General features: G+C 64.3%; 15 protein-coding genes. 7 read left to right on the top strand and 8 right to left on the bottom strand.

Going from position 1 to position 19,355, the window contains the following annotated elements; all coding sequences use genetic code 11:
- Positions 1-20: 20 nt before the first annotated feature.
- Genes RQH62_RS07180 through RQH62_RS07150 form a run of 7 tightly spaced genes read right to left on the bottom strand, consistent with a single transcriptional unit; the run spans position 21 to position 8,803 of the window.
- Entirely contained in the window at positions 21-1,478 is a 1,458-nt protein-coding gene (locus tag RQH62_RS07180; protein WP_311268064.1) for a GH1 family beta-glucosidase, read from the bottom strand.
- A gap of 14 nt (positions 1,479-1,492) precedes the next feature.
- Positions 1,493-3,811: a glycoside hydrolase family 31 protein gene (locus RQH62_RS07175; protein WP_311268063.1), complete on the bottom strand. Its 2,319-nt coding sequence runs from the start codon at positions 3,809-3,811 to the stop codon at positions 1,493-1,495.
- 19 nt (positions 3,812-3,830) lie between these two features.
- A complete protein-coding gene (locus RQH62_RS07170; RefSeq protein WP_311268062.1) occupies positions 3,831-5,456 on the bottom strand; it encodes an alpha-L-fucosidase in 1,626 nt (541 codons plus the stop codon).
- Entirely contained in the window at positions 5,453-6,253 is an 801-nt protein-coding gene (locus tag RQH62_RS07165) for an SGNH/GDSL hydrolase family protein (protein WP_311268061.1), read from the bottom strand. The genes RQH62_RS07170 and RQH62_RS07165 overlap by 4 nt, the downstream gene beginning before the upstream one ends.
- A gap of 14 nt (positions 6,254-6,267) precedes the next feature.
- Complete coding sequence (locus RQH62_RS07160; RefSeq protein ID WP_311268060.1) at positions 6,268-7,056, bottom strand: GDSL-type esterase/lipase family protein; 789 nt, start codon at positions 7,054-7,056, stop codon at positions 6,268-6,270.
- Positions 7,053-8,021 (bottom strand): alpha/beta hydrolase, encoded by a 969-nt coding sequence (locus tag RQH62_RS07155; protein WP_311268059.1) that lies wholly within the window; start codon positions 8,019-8,021, stop codon positions 7,053-7,055. Before RQH62_RS07155 ends, RQH62_RS07160 begins: the two co-directional genes overlap by 4 nt.
- Positions 8,018-8,803: an IclR family transcriptional regulator gene (locus RQH62_RS07150; RefSeq protein WP_311268058.1), complete on the bottom strand. Its 786-nt coding sequence runs from the start codon at positions 8,801-8,803 to the stop codon at positions 8,018-8,020. The genes RQH62_RS07155 and RQH62_RS07150 overlap by 4 nt, the downstream gene beginning before the upstream one ends.
- A gap of 248 nt (positions 8,804-9,051) precedes the next feature.
- On the opposite strand from RQH62_RS07150, the gene RQH62_RS07145 reads away from it, so the two are divergent.
- From RQH62_RS07145 to RQH62_RS07110, 7 genes are all read left to right on the top strand, one after another.
- Complete coding sequence (locus RQH62_RS07145) at positions 9,052-11,817, top strand: TonB-dependent receptor (RefSeq protein WP_311268057.1); 2,766 nt, start codon at positions 9,052-9,054, stop codon at positions 11,815-11,817.
- Between the two features lie 93 nt (positions 11,818-11,910).
- On the top strand, positions 11,911-13,149 hold the full coding sequence (fucP, locus tag RQH62_RS07140) for an L-fucose:H+ symporter permease (protein ID WP_311268056.1): 1,239 nt from the start codon (positions 11,911-11,913) through the stop codon (positions 13,147-13,149).
- Complete coding sequence (locus RQH62_RS07135; RefSeq protein WP_405053518.1) at positions 13,146-14,414, top strand: aldo/keto reductase; 1,269 nt, start codon at positions 13,146-13,148, stop codon at positions 14,412-14,414. The genes fucP and RQH62_RS07135 overlap by 4 nt, the downstream gene beginning before the upstream one ends.
- Positions 14,411-15,613, top strand: a complete 1,203-nt coding sequence (locus RQH62_RS07125; protein WP_311268055.1) for a UxaA family hydrolase — start codon at positions 14,411-14,413, stop codon at positions 15,611-15,613. Before RQH62_RS07135 ends, RQH62_RS07125 begins: the two co-directional genes overlap by 4 nt.
- A complete protein-coding gene (locus tag RQH62_RS07120; RefSeq protein WP_311268054.1) occupies positions 15,610-16,341 on the top strand; it encodes an SDR family oxidoreductase in 732 nt (243 codons plus the stop codon). The genes RQH62_RS07125 and RQH62_RS07120 overlap by 4 nt, the downstream gene beginning before the upstream one ends.
- Positions 16,341-16,685, top strand: a complete 345-nt coding sequence (locus RQH62_RS07115) for an L-rhamnose mutarotase (RefSeq protein WP_311268053.1) — start codon at positions 16,341-16,343, stop codon at positions 16,683-16,685. The genes RQH62_RS07120 and RQH62_RS07115 overlap by 1 nt, the downstream gene beginning before the upstream one ends.
- An 11-nt stretch (positions 16,686-16,696) precedes the next feature.
- Complete coding sequence (locus RQH62_RS07110; RefSeq protein ID WP_311268052.1) at positions 16,697-18,304, top strand: DUF5597 domain-containing protein; 1,608 nt, start codon at positions 16,697-16,699, stop codon at positions 18,302-18,304.
- On the opposite strand, the gene RQH62_RS07105 is transcribed toward RQH62_RS07110, so the two are convergent.
- Positions 18,276-19,325: a LacI family DNA-binding transcriptional regulator gene (locus RQH62_RS07105; protein ID WP_311268051.1), complete on the bottom strand. Its 1,050-nt coding sequence runs from the start codon at positions 19,323-19,325 to the stop codon at positions 18,276-18,278. The genes RQH62_RS07110 and RQH62_RS07105 overlap by 29 nt on opposite strands.
- Positions 19,326-19,355 lie beyond the last annotated feature (30 nt).

The following is a 19,355-nucleotide window of genomic DNA, read 5'->3' as shown; positions in this document are numbered from 1 at the left end:
AACCGCCCCTTTTTTTCCAATCAGACCAGCTTGTTGGTGCGAACCAGTTCGCGATACCAGTCGGCGCTGAGCTTGGGCGTGCGCTTCTGGGTCTTGAAGTCGACATGGTGGATGCCGAACAGCTTGGTATAGCCATCCTCCCACTCGAAATTGTCCATCAGGCTCCAGACGAAATAGCCCTTAACCGGCAGCCCTTCGCGGGTCGCGCGCTGCAGGTGGGTCAGGTAATTGCGCAGATACATGACGCGGTCGGTGTCATAGACCTTGCCGTCCGCCGCGACCGTGTCGTCCGCCGAGCAGCCATTTTCGGAGATATAAAGGCCTTTGGGCTTCCACATGTCGCTGATGGCACGCATCCCCCAATAGATGACCTCCGGCGTGACATAGAGCCAGGGGGAGGGCATGCGCGGCGCCTGACCCGGATGGGGCAGGATCTTGTAGCCCGACGGCGCGGCCTCGTCGGCGCGGACGGTATTGCCGGTATAGACATTGACCGACAGGAAATCGAGCGGCGCGCCGATCAGCTTCATGTCGCCTTCCTTGACCACCGGGGCATCCTTGCCCTGCGCGGTCAGATAGCTGTCGATATAGCGGCCTTCCATGATCGCGGTGAGGAACATGGCGTTCTCCTCGCGCACGGCCTTCTTCACCGCCTCGATATGCTCAGGCGTTTCGATTGCGGGCACATAGATGTTGGGATTGTCGGCAATGCCGACCTGCGTGCCCGATTTGGTCGCCGCGCGGATCGCCTGTAGCCCCAAACCGTGGGCCAGCACGCCATGGTGACGGATCTGGTTCACCTCCTTCATCGGCAGCTTCAGCCCCGGCGCCTTGCCGCCGGTCATATAGCTCAAATCGGTGAAGCAGCGCAGTTCGTTCACGGTCATGAAGTGATTGACGCGGTCACCCAGCTTGCCTGCGGTATAGCCTGCATAATCGGCAAAGGCGTAACTGGTGTCGCGATTCTGCCAGCCGCCCGGTAGCGCATGGGGCAGATCCCAATGGAACATCGTGACATGCGGGGTGATGCCGGCCGCCAGCAGGCCGTCGACCAGCCGGTTATAATAATCCAGCCCCTTGGCATTGGGCTTGCCCCGGCCATTGGGGAAGATGCGCGACCAGGCGAGGGAGAAGCGATAGGCCTTGACCCCAAGTGCCTTCAGCAGGGCGATATCATCATTATAGCGATGATAGCTGTCGCAGGCGACGTCGCCCGTATCGCCATTGGCGACCTTGCCCGGCGTGTGGGAAAACACGTCCCAGTTGGTCTGGCCGCGCCCGTCCTCCTTCACGCCGCCTTCGATCTGGTAGGCCGCAGTGGCGCAGCCCCACAGGAAGTCGGCGGGGAAGGCGGAAGCGTCCTGCGGCGCTACGGCCGATGCCGTCTGCGCGCGCGCGGTGCCACTACCGGCCAGAGAGGCGCCGAGGGCGGCCGCACCCAGACCCATGCCCAGTTCGCGGCGATTGATACCCGTCATTATATCATAACTCCTTATTGGCCGACGATCTGCACCAGGCCGGCCAAAGCCTGGCCGGTGGGCAGCTTTGTCTTGCTCGTCAGCGCCTTTGCCTTGTCGTCCCAGACCAGCTCGGCCTTCATGCCGCCCTTGCGATAAGCATTGGTGGTGCCGTCATCGTCATAGAGGGTGAAGCGCGCGTCGGCGCCGGGATAGACGCGGATGCTTTCCAGCGCCTGCTTCTCCGCCGTGCTCTTCACCTGCACGCCCATCGGCACGATCGACCCGGCCTTCACGAACAGCGGCATGCGGTTGATCGGGGCATCCACCTCGATCGTCTGGCCACCCTCATATTTCTGGTTGGTCCAGTAATCATACCAGGTGGTGCCGGCGGGCAGATAGACCGGACGCTTCGTCTGCCCCTGCTGCGTCACCGGGGCGACCAGGAAGGCGGGGCCGAACATATATTGGTCGCCAATGTCCGACACCTTGGGATCGTTCGGGAAATCCATGAACAGCCCGCGCATGAAGGGCGCGCCGGTGTCGTAGGTATGCCGCCCCAGCGCATAGATATAGGGCATCAGCGTGTAACGCAGGCGCAGCCAGTCGGCCAGGATCGGCTCGGCCGCCTTGCCATAGTCCCACAGCGAAGCGGCCGGCCGCTGGCCATGAATGCGCAACGTGGGGGTGAAGACGCTATATTGGAACCAGCGCACGAACAGTTCGGGATAGTCGGGATAATCCGCGCTCATCGCCGTCGCGCCTGTCGGATCGATCAGGATCGGATTTTCCGCCTTCGGACCCTTTGGCCATTGCCATCCACCAATGTCGCTGCCCCAATAGGCCAGGCCCGACGCTGTGAAGTTGAGGCCGGTAGGGATCTGCCGGTGCAGCGCTTCCCATGTCGACTTGATGTCCGACGACCAGAACAGGCCGCCATTGCGCTGCGCCCCCAGATAGGCGGCGCGGGCGAGGATCATGTTGCGGAAACCGGGACGATCGCGCTCCGACCCTTCGGCCACGCCGGTGGTGTGCACCAATGGGAAGAGGTTATGATAACGGTCGCCCGACCCCTTGGCGTAGAAATAGCCGTCCGGCACCAGATCCGGCTCCGTCTCGTCCAGCCAGAACCAGTCGAAACCCTGCGACGCGATATTGTCGCGGATCTTGCCCCAGAACCATTCGCGCGCCTCGGGATTGGTGCTGTCGATCAGCGCCCCGGCACGGTCGGAGCGGGGGGGCAGGCCGTCGACCGGATTGCCGTCCTTGTCCTTCAGGAACCAGCCCTTGGTCGCCAGCATGTCGAAATAGCGCGATTCCCGCTCAAAGCGGGGCCACACGCTGATGATCGAGTGCATCCCCATCGACTTGAGCTGGTCGTTCATCCCCTTGGGATCGGGGAAATAGGTGCGGTCGATGTCGAGCTGCCCCATGCGGGTCCAGTAGAACCAGTCGAGCACCATCACATCGAGCGGCAGGTTGCGCTGGCGATAGCCATTGGCGACGTCGAGCAGTTCCTGCTGGCTTTCGTAGCGCGCCTTGCTCTGGATCAGGCCGAAGCCGGCCTTGGGCGGCAGCGGGGTCGCGCCGGTCAGCTTGGCGTAGCCGGCATAGAGTTCATCGGTGGTCTTGCCCGTGATGACGAAGAAAGAGACGCGCTCGCCGACCATGCTCTGCCAATGGGTGCTGCTGTGCATCCCAGGTTGAATCAGCGTGCGGGCCGGATTGTCCCAGACGATGCCATAGCCCTTGTTGGTGACCATGAAGGGTACGCACACCGACTCGCCGGCCGGCGCATCGTAGAAATGCTGGCAGTCGATCTGCTTGCCGCGCAGATCCATATAGCCTTCCTGATTCTGGCCCAGACCATAATAATGTTCGTCCGCCGGGGAGTCGAAGCTGGCGCCGACCTTGAAGGTCTGTTCGCCATTGACCGTTACCGGCGCCATTTCCCAGCCGGTCATCTTGGTCAGCACGGTGCCGCTGGCATCCTTGACCGACAGGCTGACCGGCGGCAGCGAGGGCGCGAAATAGCGCTGCATCTGCGTCGGCGCGCCGGGCCACTGCTTGGCGTCGATGGTCAGGGTGAGGGCGGAGGAGCTGAAAACGTCTCCGCTTTCATCGCTCTTGTGGCTCCAGCCGGTCGCATCCGCCTTGGCATTGGGGCCTTCGCCCGGCGCGGCCGACGCCAGCACCGGATCGAGCGCGATGGTCACCCGGACGATATTGGGCGCATAAGGCTCCACCGCGACGCGGCTGCCATGGCGGTCCAGCAAGGCCATGGGTTCGGCCAGCGCCGGCGCCGTGAGGCAGGACGCGCCCAGCGCGATCCATTTGAAGCTTTTCGCGATCATCCCTGAAATTCCCTGTATCTTAAACGAGGCCGCGACCGTCGATGCGGACGGCCGAAACGAAATTACTGCCGTGCGGCATGTCGAGATGGAGGCCCGCGCCATCCTGACGGAAGGCAATCGGGCCGCCGCCGAGCAGCGTCACCCGTTCGATTGTGCCGCCCACGCGCCCGCGCGCCAGTGAGCGGATGGTCGTAGATCCCTGCGCCCGGCCCAGGAACAGCGCGTAGAGCGCGCCCTTGTTGGTGGTGAAGCGGATATCCTGCGCGGTGAAGGGCTTGGCCTTCTCCTCATTCTGCATGCCAGCGATCAGCTGGGTCGGCCCTTCGCCATAGAGGCGCCAGGGTCGCGACCCGAAGATCGCCTCGCCGCCATGGGTCATCCATCCGGCCATGTCGTCCAGCACCTTCTCCGTCTCGCTGTCGATGGAACCATCGCCCGGCTGCGGGATGGAAAGCATCAGATTGCCATTCTTCGACACGACATCGGCGAGGCGCTGGATGACCTCCTCGGCGCTCTTGTAGCTTTTGTCGTGCAGTCGGGCTTCATTATAGAACCAGTCGCCGATGCAGGTGTCGGTCTGCCACGGTTCGTCCCAAAGATGGTCGGTGAAGCCGCGCTCGACATCGGCCACCATGCCGAAGCGGGCATGGGGTTTCAGCTGCTTGCCGGTCAGCACCACATCGATCTTGCCGTGCCAATCGATCGAGCGGTTATAATAATCCGCCGCCGCTTCCAGCCCTACAGGTCCAAAGGGCAGTTCATGATCGTCCATATAGACCATGTCGGGCTTGTATTTCGCAACCAGATCGGTCTGGCGCAGCAGCCAGCGAGTGACATAGGCCGGGTCATCCTTCGGCCCGGTTTCGATCCACTGGCCGTTGTTCGCGTCATGCCACTTGTCCATCGCTTCGATCGTGTCGATGCCGTCGGGCAGCACGGCATGGCCGCCGGTATAGAGTTCGCGCGGGTCGAGGCCGTCCCACCATAGCCCCTTGCCGTCTTCCTTGCGCAGGCGGAAGGCATCGTAACGCTCGCCCTTCTTCGGGCCGACCGGGTCATAGCCATAGGCCGGCTGATACCAGTGCCAGGCATGGGCGGCATGGTTGGACACGCCGAACCTCATGCCCGCCTTACGCGCCGCCTTCTCCCAGATGCCGACGATATCCTTCTTCGGCCCGACGCGCAGGCTGTTCCAGGCATGATAGCGGCTGTCGTAGCAGTCCAGATTGTCGTGATGGCAGGCAAGCGCCATGAAATATTTGGCGCCCGCCTTTTGGTAGCGGGCCATCAGCGCGTCGGGTTCCCATTTGTCAGCGGTCCAGAGATTCTGGATGTCCTTCATCCCCGCGACCGACGGATGGCCGTAGGTCTTGAGGTGATGCTCGTACATCGGGTGGCCCTGCATATACATGAAGCGGCCATACCAGTCGCCTTGGGCCGGTACCGATTGCGGCCCCCAATGCGACCACATGCCCAGCTTCGCGTCGCGGAACCAGTCGGGGTAACGGTAATTGCTGACCAGCGAAGGCCAACTGGCCTGCACCGGTCCGCGCATGGTGCCCATGGGGCTGGCGGCGCGGGCCGCGCGGGCAAGACCAAGCGCGGCAGTACCGGCGAGGAAGGCGCGGCGTCCGAGCATCGTCATTGGATTTCCCTCAAAGCCTTGTCGATGGCCTGCCGCGCCAGCGGGCGCATGATCGCATAGCCTTCCTTGGTCGGATGGACGCCGTCGGTGGACAGGCCCGGCTTCATCGCGCCGTCCGCCTGCGCCATGGCGCCGTGATAATCGACATAGGTGAAGCCCCGGCTGCGCGCATAATCGGCTAGCCACTTATTGATCGCGGCGATCTGCGGCACCGGCTTCATCGCCGGACTCCAGGGGAAGGCGCCTGCGGGCGGCACGGAGGCAATCACGACCTTGATCCCGTGCGTGTGCGCCAGTTCTGCCATGCTCTGGATATTCCCCAGCACCGTTTCCATCGTCGCCGCGCCGGTATTGCCGGCAATGTCGTTGGTCATCGCCATGATGTGGACGACCTGCGGCTTCAGCGCGATCACGTCATCGCGGAAACGCACCAGCATCTGCGCCGTGGTCTGGCCGCTGATACCCCGATCGACCAACCCGCCCGTGAACATCTCCGGATCGAGGTTGATCCAGTTGTCGGTGATGGAATCACCCATGAAGACGGCGCGGACTTTTCTGCCCGCCAGCGCCTTGTTGTCGGCGGCATAGCGGCAGACCTGCCCGAAATCGCGGGTCAGCATGTGGAGGTTCCACATCTTCCATTCCGCTTCGCCGGCAGGCTTGGGATGGACTGGGCAGGGATCAGCGACGATACCGACCGGATCGTCGGCATGGGGGTCGCCGGGTACTTTCGTTTCGGCATGAGCGGCGCCGGCGATAGCCAGCGCGCATAGGGCAGCCGTCAGGCGAAACATCATCCTTCTCCCTTGCTTCATTTCTGTTTTAGCGCCCGCTCGATCGCCCGCTGCGCGATCGGCGTCATCACCGCATAGCCATTGTCGAGCGGATGGACGCCGTCCTGCGTGTAGGCAGCGGTCATCAGGCCATCTCCGTCCACCAGCGCCCCATGATAGTCGGCAAAGCCATAGCCCCGCCGCGCACAGAAAGCGCGCAGCCAATTGTTGAGCGCGACCAGTTCGGCAGGCTTGCGCTCCGTCACCACATCCTTGGCAGCGTCGGTATAATTGTTCACCGGCAGGATCGAGCCGAACACGACCCGGATGTGATGGGCGGTGGCGAGGTCGGCCATCGCCTCCCAATTGGCCTCGATCTGATCGGGCCTTTCCTGTTGCAGGAATCCCTGCACGTCATTGATGCCCGCCAGAATCACGACGGCGCTGGGCTTCAGCGCGACCACATCCTGATGGAAGCGCAGCAGCATCTGCGCCGTAACCTGACTGCCGATGCCGCGATTGACATAGGGTTTGCCGGGGAAGCTGGCGGCGAGGTTCCAGCGGTCGGTGATGGAATCACCCAGAAACACCACGCGCTGCTCACCGGGCTTCGGCGCGGGCAGGGCGGCATTGGCGGGCGCGTAGAGATAGCGCTCCCCGAAATCCTGCATCAGGCTGGGTATCAGCTTGGCGCGGAAGGGGCCAAGCCATGGTCCCCAGTCCTTTTCCACCACGGTGCGTCGCTTCGGCGAGCTTTGATAGTCGCCGGGCGCGGCCAGCGCAGTGCCGGTGCTAAGCGCCAGCATCAAAGCGATCCAGCGCTTCATGCCGGGATCAATCTGTGCTTGGCCGCGAAGGTTACGAACAGATCGGGCCAGGCGGAGGCCTGCATCATCCGGGGCAGGCGCGTGCCGAAGCCATGGCCACCATCCTCGAAGATATGGAGCGCGACCGGGCGTTTTGCTGCTTCCATCGCCTGGAACAGGGCGACGCTGTTAGCGGGCGGCACCAGCCCGTCATCGGCCGCGTGGACGAGGAAGAAGGGCGGCGTCTGCGCATCGACGCGCAACTCGACTGACCGTTGGCGTCGCAGCTCCGCATTGGCGCCTTCGCCCAGCAGATTGTCGCGCGATCCGCCATGGGTGAAGGGCGCGTCCAGGCTGACCACCGGATAGAGCAGGGCGGCAAGGTCGGGACGGGCGGACTCCCGGTCTGTGGCATCGACCGGGTCATAGACCTGCTCCCCGTGCCGGGTCGCCAGCGACCCCGCCAGATGCCCGCCGGCCGAGAAGCCGAGCACGCCGATCCGATCCTTTGCGACAGCGAGTTGGACAGCTCTTGCGCGGATCACGCGCATCGCGCGCTGGGCATCCTGCAACGGTACATCCTTGCGCCGTGCCCAGCCTTCGCCGGGCAAACGGTAGAGCAGGATGAAGGCGGTGATGCCGTGCGCGTTCAGCCAGTCGGCCTGACTGGTGCCTTCATTGTCGTAGGACAGGAAGCCGTAACCACCGCCCGGTACCACCAGCATCGCCGCACCATTGGGCCGGGCGGGGCGGCGCACGACCAGAACGGGCCGGTCTATCCCCGTCACCCAGCGGTCCGGCTTGCCGCCGGGCCTGGCCTGATCTTCGATCTTGCGGATGATGCGCCCCCCGGTGTCACCGGGCGGCGTGCCGGGCCACAGGTCGATGATCTCGTCGCTGGCCGTCACTTGCGCGCTGGCAAGGCCCGGTAGCGCCGCCAGCCCGGCCGCCGCCATCAGCGCGGTGCGACGATCAAGTCGGCTCATTGTCCATCCTCCATGTCACGCGGGGGCAGGACCATGATCGGTGACAGGGCGTCGCCGATCGCGGCGGCGGCATCCCGTACCATCTGGGTGCAGGCCTCCGTCGTCGCCCGGTTGGCGGCGCCATCGACGAAGGGCATGGTCAGCGCAGCGCGCGCTACGCCGCCGACCAAAATCGGAGCAGACAGGTCAGTGATGCCGGTCAGCATCGGGCTGGGGGCAAAGGCGCCCCCGGCCGCGACGGTGGCGTCCAGCCGCTCGGTCAGTTCCGCCTCGTCCAGCGTGTCGCCGGTGGCGCGGATATCGTCCAGCATCGCTGCCCGCGCGTCGGGTGACTGAAAAGCGAGCAGGATGCGGCCGGAATTGGAGCGGTGCAGCGGCCGGCGATAGCCCACGCGCACGGCAAAGCCCGACAGGCCGGGGGCCTCGATCGCGATGATGACGACCATTTCCGCACCCGACGCGACGGCCAGATGACAGCTTTGCCCCGCTCGGCGCGCCAGATCCTGCATCACCGGCAGGGCGGTGGAGGCGAGGTCGCGGATCGGCGGCTGGCTCATGCCCAGCGCAAAGAGGCGGTTGGTCAGGCGATAGCCTTCCTCCGCTCGGGCGATATAGCCATGCTCCTCCAGTACTTGCAGCATGCGGAAGATTTCGCTGACAGACCGGCCAAGCGCCGTCGATATGTCAGACATGATCAGGGGGTCGCTCGCCCCGGCAAGAAGTTCCAGTATTTCCAGGCCCTTGGTCAGGGCGGGCGCCTGATAGCGCGCTTTGCCAGTCATCCGGTTTCCCCTCCTTTTATCGATACTCCCCTGTGGAGGCGCATCCCGTGCCGGTCGATACCTTCTAGGCGAAATCCACATATGAAATCAATTTTTATATTTCATAATTCGAAATGTGGGAGTAATGGGGCCTTGTCTTGTTACCGCTCCCAACAGCGGATCGGGACATGAAAGGGAAATATTCCGGCCGTTTGCCGCCGCGAATCACATCAGTGCTCCGGACAGGAGCCAGGGAGAGGAAGGGTTTCATGACCAAGATCATTCATATGCCGCGTCGCGCCGCGCTGCTGGCCGGCATTTCGATCGCCAGTGTCGCGCTGAGCGCCGCTGCCCGTGCGCAGGATGCCGCTGCGCCGCAGGCCGCCGCCGATGAAGGCGACATCGTCGTTACCGGCGTCCGCGCCAGCCTGTCGAGCGCGCAGGCGATCAAGCGCAACAGCGACGTCATCGTCGATTCCATCGTCGCTGAAGACATCGGCAAGCTGCCCGACCGCAACGTGGCCGAAGCCTTGCAGCGCATCACCGGCATCCAGATCCAGCGCAGCTATGGCGAAGGCACATCGGTCGCGATCCGCGGCCTCAGCCAGGTCCGCACCGAAATCAACGGCCGCGACGTCTTCACAGCCAATGGTGGCCGCACGCTGAGCCTGGAGGATGTGCCGTCCGAACTGCTCGCCGGGATCGACGTCTACAAGAACCCGTCGGCTGACCTGATCGAGGGCGGCATTGGCGGCCTGATCAACCTGCGCACCCGCAAGCCGTTCGATTTCGACGGGTTCAAGGCCTCGGCCAGCGCCAGCGTCAACTATTATGACCTGTACGGCAAGTCGAAGCCGCAGGCGAACCTACTGCTGTCGGACCGTTGGGACACGAGCCTGGGCGAAATCGGCGTGATGGTCGATGTCGGCTATCAGAAGACCGCTTTTCGTCAGGACCAGATCAGCAGCCAGCCCTTCTACCGGCTGGACCCTACCGATGCCGCCGATGCCGCGACGCTCGCAGGCCTTGGCCGCACCGGCAAGGAAACCTATCTGCCGCATGGCGTGGGCATCGGCCAGTATCTGGGCGATCGCCGCCGTCTGGGCATCGACGCCGCTGTCCAGTGGCGCCCCAGCGACACACTGGAACTGACCGCCGAATATGTCCGGTCGGATTACAAGTTCCGCTACGGCGACTACAGCTTCTTCGCCTACACCGGCGATAGCGACATCACGCCCGACTACAGCGCGCCCTTCACCTTCGATGATCAGGGCAATATGCGCAGCGGCACCTTCGTCAACCTGCCGATCAACGCGAATACCAGCCTGGAAACCCGCCATTCGGTGACCAGCGACTATTCGTTCAACGCCAAATGGAATCCGACCGACCGGCTGAGCGTCACCGGCGACTTCCAGTACATCAAGGGCGTCACCGACGGTCAGCGCTCGATCGTGATCCTCTCCTCCACGGCCGAGCGTCTCTATCAGGAAGTCGGCAATGGCGTGCCGACGATGATCATCTCGCCCGACAATGACCCGACCAACGGCAATGGCCTGGTCACCGATCCGGCCAACTATGCCAGCGGCGCGGGCTATCTCGACCATATCGAACATTCGGTCGGCACCGAATATGCCGGTCGCGTGGACGCCGAATATAAGTTCGACAGCAGCGTCCTGCGCTCGTTGAAATTCGGTCTGCGCTACACGGATCGTTCGGCCGTCACCGACAGCAGCACCTATAATTATTATGGTCTGAGCAGCCTGCCGTCGAGCCTGCTGGATGTGCATCGCTTCCGGGGCGACCTGTATCGCGGCTTCCAGGGTGTTCCCGATGGCGCAGTTTTCGTCAATCGCGACCTGGTGCTGGATTATGACGCTACCCGCGCGGCGCTGGCGCCTTACACCGGCGATCCGGCGGCGCTGCTCAAGGGCGTCGGCTATCAACCGAGCGACCGCAACACGCAGGGCGAAAAAACCTATACCGCTTATGGTCTGGTCAAGTTCGGCTTTGACGACCTTCCGGTGCGGGTCGACGGCAATATCGGCGTCCGCGTGGTAAAGACCAAAGTGTCGACCAGCGGCTTCTCCGTCCAGACGCCGCAGGCCGAGGACGAAAATGGCAATGTCATTCCGGGCAATGGCCCGATCAGCTTCGTGCCGATCAGCCGCGATTCCGAATATACCCGCGCGCTGCCCAGCCTGAACCTGCGCTTCCACCTGAGCGACCAGTTGCAACTGCGTCTGGCCGCGTCGAAGGGGCTGACGCGCCCTGATTTCTCCCAGCTCAATCCCAATATCAACATCGTGGAGTTTAATTCCGGTTCGGGCCTGCGCACAGCATCGTCGGGCAATGCCAACCTGCGCCCGCTGGAAGCCAAGCAGTTCGACGCCTCGCTGGAATGGTATTTCTCGCGCACGGGTTCGCTCTATGCCGCCGCTTTCTACAAGAAGGTGGACGGCTTCATCGCCAATGTCACCAGCACCGAAACCTTCGACCTTGGCCATGGCAATTTCAATGTCGACGTGACTCGCCCGGTCAATGGCGACAATGGGAAGATCAAGGGCGCCGAAATCGGCGGCAACACCTTCTTCGACTTCCTGCCGGGCATCTGGTCGGGCTTCGGCGTGCAGGCCAACTTCACCTTTGTCGACAGCAAGGCACCCAGCCCCAATGCGTTCGACAATGAAGGCAACCAGCTGTTCGTGCCGCTGGAGCAGCTGTCCAAATACAGCTACAATCTGGTCGGCTTCTATGACAAGGGCCCGCTGTCGGCCCGCGTCGCCTATAACTGGCGCAGCAAATATGTCGTGACGACGCGCGGCAATGGCAGCGGCAACCTGCCGATCTTCAACGCCGCGCGCGGTCAGGTTGATGCGTCGCTGACCTATACGGTCAACGAGAATTTCGCGCTGACCGTGGACGGCGTGAACCTGACCGATACCGAGAACAAGACCTATTACGGCATCCCCAGCCGTCCGCAGTCCTCGGTGCTCAACGACCGTCGCGTCAGCATCACCGCCCGCCTGACCTATTGATCGGACGTGCGGGCGTTTCTAGCGTCCCTCCCCTGGCAGGCCGGACCCGCAAAGGGCCGGCCTGCCATTTTGGGCAAGAGAGAGGATGGTTTGATGCATAGCCAGGGTAGCGGCGTCGAAGGAGGCGGCCGGGAGCGCACTAGCCGGATGGCGATGGTCCTGACCACCGGCCTTTTCTTCCTGTGGGGCGTGGCGAACAATCTGAACGATGTGCTGATCGCCCATTTCCGGCATGTCTTTTCGTTGTCGGATTTTCAGTCCGGGCTGGTCCAGTCGGCCTTCTATCTCGGCTATTTCTGCTTCGCCATTCCCGCTGCGCTGGCGGCGGAGCGGCTGGGCTACAAGGCGACGGTCATCATGGGCTTGCTGCTGTTCGGCGGCGGTGCGCTGCTGTTCCTGCCGGCCTCGGCGCAACTCAGCTACGGCTTCTTCCTTTTCGCGCTGTTCGTGATCGCCAGTGGCCTTGCCTTTCTGGAAACCGCCGCCAATCCCATGGTGGCGGTGATGGGACCGACCGAAGGCTCGGCACAGCGCCTCAATCTGGCGCAGGCGTTCAATCCCCTTGGCTCCATCACCGGCGTGGCGCTGGGCGCGACGCTGATCCTGTCCGATGCGCCGGTGCAAGGGGCAGCCGGGGCGGCGGCGGTACGGCTGCCTTATCTCGTCATCGCGCTGGTCGTGCTCGGCTGGGCGGTGATATTGGCCTTCACCCGTTTTCCGCGCGCGGCAACGCAGGCGGAAGGGGCGCGTGGTCCGATCTTCGCCGGCTATGGCGCGCTGCTGCGGCGGCCGCGCTATCTGGCGGGCGTCGGCGCGCAATTTTTCTATGTCGGCGCGCAGGTCGGCATCTGGAGCTATCTGATCCGCTATGCGGAGAGCGTCGTGCCGGGCATCGGCGCGCAAAAGGCGGCATGGCTGCTGACCCTGTCGCTGGCGCTGTTCATGATCGGTCGCTTCGCCGGCGCCGCCCTGCTCGCCCGTTTTGACGGGGCGCGGCTGATGGCGCTGTTCGCCGGGATCAACATCGCCCTGTCCCTGCTGGCGATCGGCGGCGGCATGGCGGGCCTTGTCGCACTGGTCGCGACCAGCTTCTTCATGTCGATCATGTATCCGACCATCTTCGTCCTGTCGCTGCGCGACCTTGGCCCGTTGACCAAGGCGGGGGCGTCGATGATCGTCATGGCGATCATCGGCGGCGCGGTGCTGACCATGGCGATGGGGCTTGTCTCGGACCTGACCGGCACGATCCGCGCGGCGATGCTGGTGCCGGCGCTCTGCTTCGGGGTCGTTGCACTCTTCGCCCGCGTGGCGCAACGCACAGGGGCCGCATGACCGTCACTTTCCCGACGCTGGGCATGGGCACCGCGCCCATCGGCAATCTCTACCGCGTGGTGGAGGATGGCGAGGCGCAGGCAACGCTGGACGCCGCCTGGGACGCCGGCATCCGCTATTATGACACCGCCCCGCATTATGGCTTTGGCCTGGCCGAACGGCGGCTGGGCGCGATGCTGGCGGAGAGAGATCCGGCGGGCGCAGCGGTCGTCTCGACCAAGGTTGGGCGGTTGCTGGTGCCGACCGATGCGCAGGGGGAGCGGCACGGATTCGTAGATGCCGATCCGTTCGAGCCGCTGTTCGACTATGGCTATGATGCGGTCCTGCGATCTTTCGAGGGCAGTTGCGCGCGTCTGGGTCGCGACCGGATCGACCTGCTGCTGGCCCATGACATCGGCCGGGCGACACATGGCGATGATCATGGCCGGCATCTGCGCGATTTCCTGGACGGCGGCTATCGGGCGATGCGTGACCTGCACGATACGGGGGCAATCGGCGCGATCGGCATCGGCGTCAATGAAGTCGCGATCTGTGACGAACTGCTCGACCATGTAGATCTGGACATGATCCTGCTCGCCGGCCGCTATACGCTGTTGGATCGCAGCGCGGTGCGATTGCTGGCGCGTTGCGCGGATCTGGGTGTCAGGATCATCATAGGCGGCCCCTATAATAGCGGCATATTGGCGCGTGACCTGAGTGGCCCGCTCCACTTCGACTATGCCACGCCCAGCGACGCGATCCTTTGCAAGGCGCAGCGACTGGCGCAGGCCTGCACGCAATTTGACGCGTCGCTGCCCGCCGCCGCGCTGCAATTCCCGCTGCGCCATCCCGCCGTCGTCAGCGTCATCCCCGGTCTTGTCGGGCCGGATCAGGTGGCCGACGCCATGACCCGCCTGTCGGCGCGCTTGCCCGATCCGCTCTGGCCCGCGCTGGACGCTTCATTGAAAGATTCCTCCATGTTGCAGGACGACGCGCGGCTGATCCTGCTGCATCCTGACGATAATGTCCTCATCTGCGTCCGCTCGATCGAGGCGGGCGACATATTGCCAGCCTCCGGCGGCACCATCCCGGCGCGCGAAGGCATCGCCATCGGGCATAAGGTCGCGCGCACGCCGCTGCATGCCGGGGACAAGGTGATCAAATATGGCGCACCGATCGGGTCGATGACGGCTGACGTGGCGACCGGCGACTGGGTCCACATGCACAATATGAAGAGCGATTATATCAGCAGCCACACCCGCACCACGCTGGAGCAGGGGGCATGATCCGCGCCTGGCAAAGGCAGGATGGGCGCAAGGGCATCCGCAATGTCGTGGCGGTCGCCTATCTGGTGGAATGCGCGCATCATGTCGCGCGGCGGATCGTGGACAAGGCGGATGATCCCGATGTCCAGTTGATCGGCTTTCCCGGCTGCTATCCCAATGCCTATGCCGCCAAGGTGATGGAGGCGATCGCCACCCATCCCAATGTCGGCGGGTTGGTGATCGTGTCGCTGGGCTGCGAGAGTTTCAATCGCGAGCGGTTGCTGGCGGTGGCGCGGGCGAGCGGGCGTCCCGCCGAACTGCTGGTGATTCAGGAGACGGGCGGCACTGCAGCGACGATCGCGGCGGGCGTCGAAGCCGTGGCGCGCGTGCGCACCGCCATCGCCGATGTGCCGCGTGTCTCCATGGGCGTCGAGGAACTGGTCGTCGGCACCATCTGCGGCGGGTCGGACGGGACCAGCGGCATCACCGCCAATCCGGCCGTGGGGCGCGCCTTCGACCGGCTGGTGGCGGATGGCGCGTCCTGCATCTTCGAGGAAACCGGCGAACTGGTCGGCTGCGAAACGATCATGGCCGACCGCGCCCGTACGCCCGAACTGGCGGTCGCGATCGAGCAATGCGTGCAGAAGGCCGAACGCTATTACACCATCATGGGCTTTGGCAGCTTCGCGCCGGGCAATGCGGAAGGCGGCCTGACGACGCAGGAGGAAAAGTCGATGGGGGCCTATAGCAAGTCCGGTTCCTCCACCATCGACGGCATCTTGAAGCCGGGCGACGTACCGCCGACCGGCGGCCTCTATCTGCTCGACGTCGTGCCCGATGGCGAACCGCGCTTTGGTTTCCCGAACATCTCCGACAATGCCGAGATCGTCGAACTGATCGCGTGCGGCGCGCATTTGACTTTGTTCACCACCGGGCGCGGATCGGTGGTGGGATCGGCCATTTCGCCGGTCATCAAGATCTGCGCCAATCCCGACACCGGCCGCCGTCTGGCCGCCGACATGGACGTCAATGCCGGCCGCATCCTGGAGGGCGAAGCCACGCTGGAGCAGGTCGGCACGGAGATATACGACAGGGTGCTCGCTGTCGCGGCGGGTGAACGCAGCATTTCAGAATCCCTTGGCCATCAGGAGTTTATTTTGACCTACAAGGCTTTCGATCCCATCGGTCCCGACTGTCTTCCGACGAGGGCGCGCGCATGAGCCCGCGTCTGGAGGGCAAGGTCGCGCTCATCACGGCGGCGGCGCGGGGCATCGGCCGGGCCACGGCCCAGCGTTTCGTGGCAGAAGGCGCGCGGGTAATCGCGACCGACCGGGATTTCGACGCGCTCGAAGGGCTGGAGGGCTGCGAATTGCGCGCGCTCGACGCGACCGATGGCGCGGCGGTACGCGCGCTGGCGGCAGAGGTGGGCCCGATCGACATCCTCGCCAATATCGCGGGCGTGGTGCATGCGGGCAACATACTGGAATGTCCGCAGGAAGATTGGGACTTCGCCCTCTCGCTCAATATGACCGCCATGTATCACACCATCCGCGCCTTCCTGCCCGCCATGGTGGAAAAGGGCGCTGGCGCGATCGTCAACATGTCCTCCATCGCCAGTTCGGTGAAGGGCATCCCCAACCGCTTCGCCTATGGCGCGAGCAAGGCGGGCGTCATCGGCCTCACCAAGGCGGTGGCCGCCGACTTCGTGGGGCAGGGGGTGCGTTGCAACTGCATCTGCCCCGGCACGATCGACACGCCCTCGCTGCAACAGCGGCTGCACGATACCGGGGATTATGAAGCGGCGCAGGCCGCCTTCATCGCGCGCCAGCCCATGGGGCGGCTCGGCCGAGCTGAGGAGATTGCCAACCTCGTCCTCTATCTCGCCAGTGACGAAGCCGCCTTCACCACCGGCGCGGTGCATGTGATCGACGGCGGCTGGGTCAACTGATGCGGCATGTCCTGCTGATCGATCTGACCGACGAGGCGGAGGCCATCGCGCAATATGAGGCATGGCATGCCGCCGGCGCGCTGCCCCCGGCGATCGGCGCCAGCATCCGCGCGGCCGACATAAGCACCATGGAGATTTACCGGAGCGGCAGCCGGCTGGTGATGCTGATGGAAACCGGCCCCGGTTTCGACCCGGCGGCCAAGGCGGCGGCCGACGCGGCCGATCCGGCGGTGCAGGCCTGGGAAGCGCAGATGGACGCTGTCCAGCGCCCGCTCCCCTGGGCCGTGCCCGGCGCCAAATGGACCGAAACGACCCGCATCTTCTCCCTCGACGAACAGCCCTGAAAGGCCCTTTCATGACCCTTGCCCGGCTCCTGCTCGCCGCTACGCTACTGACCGCCACGCCCGCCTTCGCGCAGGGCGACACCCCGCATATCGAAACGCGCAATGGCAAACATGCCCTGATCGTGGACGGCGCGCCCTTCCTGATGCTGGGCGGTCAGGTGAACAACAGCAGCAACTATGCCACGCCGCTGGCAAAGGTGTGGCCGGTGCTGGACCGGATCGGCGCCAACACGGTCGAAGCGCCGATCGCGTGGGAGCAGCTGGAGCCGAAGGAAGGGCAGTTCGATTACAGCTTCGTCCAGACCCTGCTCGACGAAGCGCGCCGCCATGACAAGCGCATCGTCCTGCTCTGGTTCGGCGCGTGGAAGAATACCGGACTTGCCTACACCCCCGATTGGGTGAAGTTGGACAATCGCCGTTTCCCGCGCATGAAGACCAAGGACGGCAAGGATCATGGCGTCCTGTCCCCCCATGGCGCGGCGACGCTGGAGGCGGACAAGCGCGCCTTCCTGAAGCTGATGACCTATATCCGCGATCATGATGCCCAGAATACGGTGATCATGGTGCAGCCGGAAAATGAGGTCGGCAGCTACAAGAACCCGCGGGACTATGCCCCGACCGCGCAGAAGCTGTTCGACGGGCCAGTACCGGCCACGCTGACGAAGGCGTTGAAGAAGCCGGCCGGCACATGGGCCGGCGTCTTTGGCGATCAGGCCGACCGTACGTTTAACACTTGGTACACCGCGCGCTATATCGAGGAACTGGCCAGGGCCGGCAAGGCGATCAAGCCGCTGCCCATGTATGTCAACGCCTCGCTCGGCGATCCCTTCGCCAAGCCCGATCCGATGGCGCTCTCGAGCGGCGGGCCGCAGGGCGACGTCATCGACATATGGAAGGCCGCCGCCCCCTCGCTCGACCTTGCAGCACCCGACATCTACGACCGCGCCAGCCGCAACGTCTTCAAGCATCTCGACCTTTACACCCGCCCGGACAATGCGCTGATGGTGCCGGAAATCGGCAATGCAGCCGAATATGCGCGCTATTTCTGGGCGACGCTGGGGCGCGGCGCGATCGGCTTTGCGCCTTTCGGCATGGATGGCACCGGCTATTATAATTATCCGCTGGGTGCCAAGAGCTTCGACGACAAGACTTTGGACGCCTTCGCCGCCAAATATCGCGTCATGGCGTCCGCACCCTGGGCGAAGATCGCCTTCGACCATCCCGTCTGGGGCACGGCCAAGCCGGACGATGGCGCGCCGATCAGCACGACCATGGGGGACTGGACCATCACCGCCAGCTTCGGCCAATGGCAGTTCGGCCAGCGGGAATGGTTCCCCAAGGCGGACCTGCCCATCTGGGCGACCGAGCCGACCGGCGGCATGGTGGTCGCGCAGCTATCCGCGAACGAGTTCCTCTTCACCGGCGACCATGTCCGCGTCGAATTTGCCTCCAAACAGGGCAGCGCGCCCGGCGGCATGATCGTCAAGGTCGAGGAAGGCCATTTCGATAAGGGGCAATGGATGATGGACCGCATCTGGAACGGCGACCAGACCGATTATGGCCTGAACCTGATCGACCAGCCGGTCTGGATCAAGGTGACGATGGGTCGCTATAAATAGGCACCGCCGCGCTGGACTCCGCCGGGACCAGCGAGAGGGCAGGGCTGTCCATATCGGACAGCGCCTGCCCCTCGATCAGGTCGATCAACTGACGGGTCGCCATTTCCGCCATCTCGCCAAAGGGGCGAGCCACGGTGGTGAGCGAAGGCGTCAGCATCTCCGCCAGGATGCTGCCGTCGAAGCCGATGACGGACAAGGTTGCGGGCACGGCGATGCTGCGCTCCGCCGCGACCTTCAGCACAGCGGCGGCCATGATATCGTTGGCGGCGAAGATCGCGGTCGGCGCGGGTGACGCCGCCAGCAATTGCCGGGCGGCGGTGATCCCGGCGGCCAGGCTATAGTCGCCCTCCATCTCTGCCATCGGCGCGACACCGACCTCGGCCAGCGCCTCGGCAAAGCCAGCGCGGCGCTCGATCGCCGATATCATATCCTGTGGGCCGGTAATCATCGCGATCCGCCGATGGCCCAGATCCAGCAGATGGCGCGCGACATCGCCCGCCGCCTGCCGCTCCCGCGACAGCAGCACCGCGCCATAGCCTTGCATCGGCACCGCCGAAATGGCGACCGCCGGCACATGGTCGGCTTGCAACGCCACCGGCAGCCCGGCCATGTCCGACACTGGCGGCATGACCACTAGTCCATCGACCCGCGATCGCCGGGCAAAATCCAGCACATCGGCCGCCGCGCCGGGATTGCCCACCGGCACGCTGTGGCAGATCACCTCATAGCCGCGCCGGGTCGCTTCCCGCCCGACGCCGCGCTGCACGCTGTCCAGCACCAGCGCGTTGCGGTCATTATGCACCATGCCGATCAGCAGCGACTGCCCCTTGGCCATGGCGCGGGCGCGCAGGCTGGGCCGGAAATTCAGCGCATCGATCGCGGTCTGAATCCGTGCGCGCGTGTCGTCGTTGACCTTGGGCGAATGGTTGAGCACGCGCGACACGGTACGGATCGACACGCCCGCCAGCGCAGCGACGTCGATGATGGTCGGTTCGCCGGGGCTGGAGTCTCTGGGGGGCATGGCGGCTTTCGCTGAGGGGGCGGACGCCCC

This window comes from Sphingobium sp. WCS2017Hpa-17 (genome assembly GCF_031843765.1).
GTDB lineage: Bacteria > Pseudomonadota > Alphaproteobacteria > Sphingomonadales > Sphingomonadaceae > Sphingobium.
Note: the sequence above shows the minus strand (reverse complement) of the source record. Positions and strands in the feature narration are given on the sequence as shown.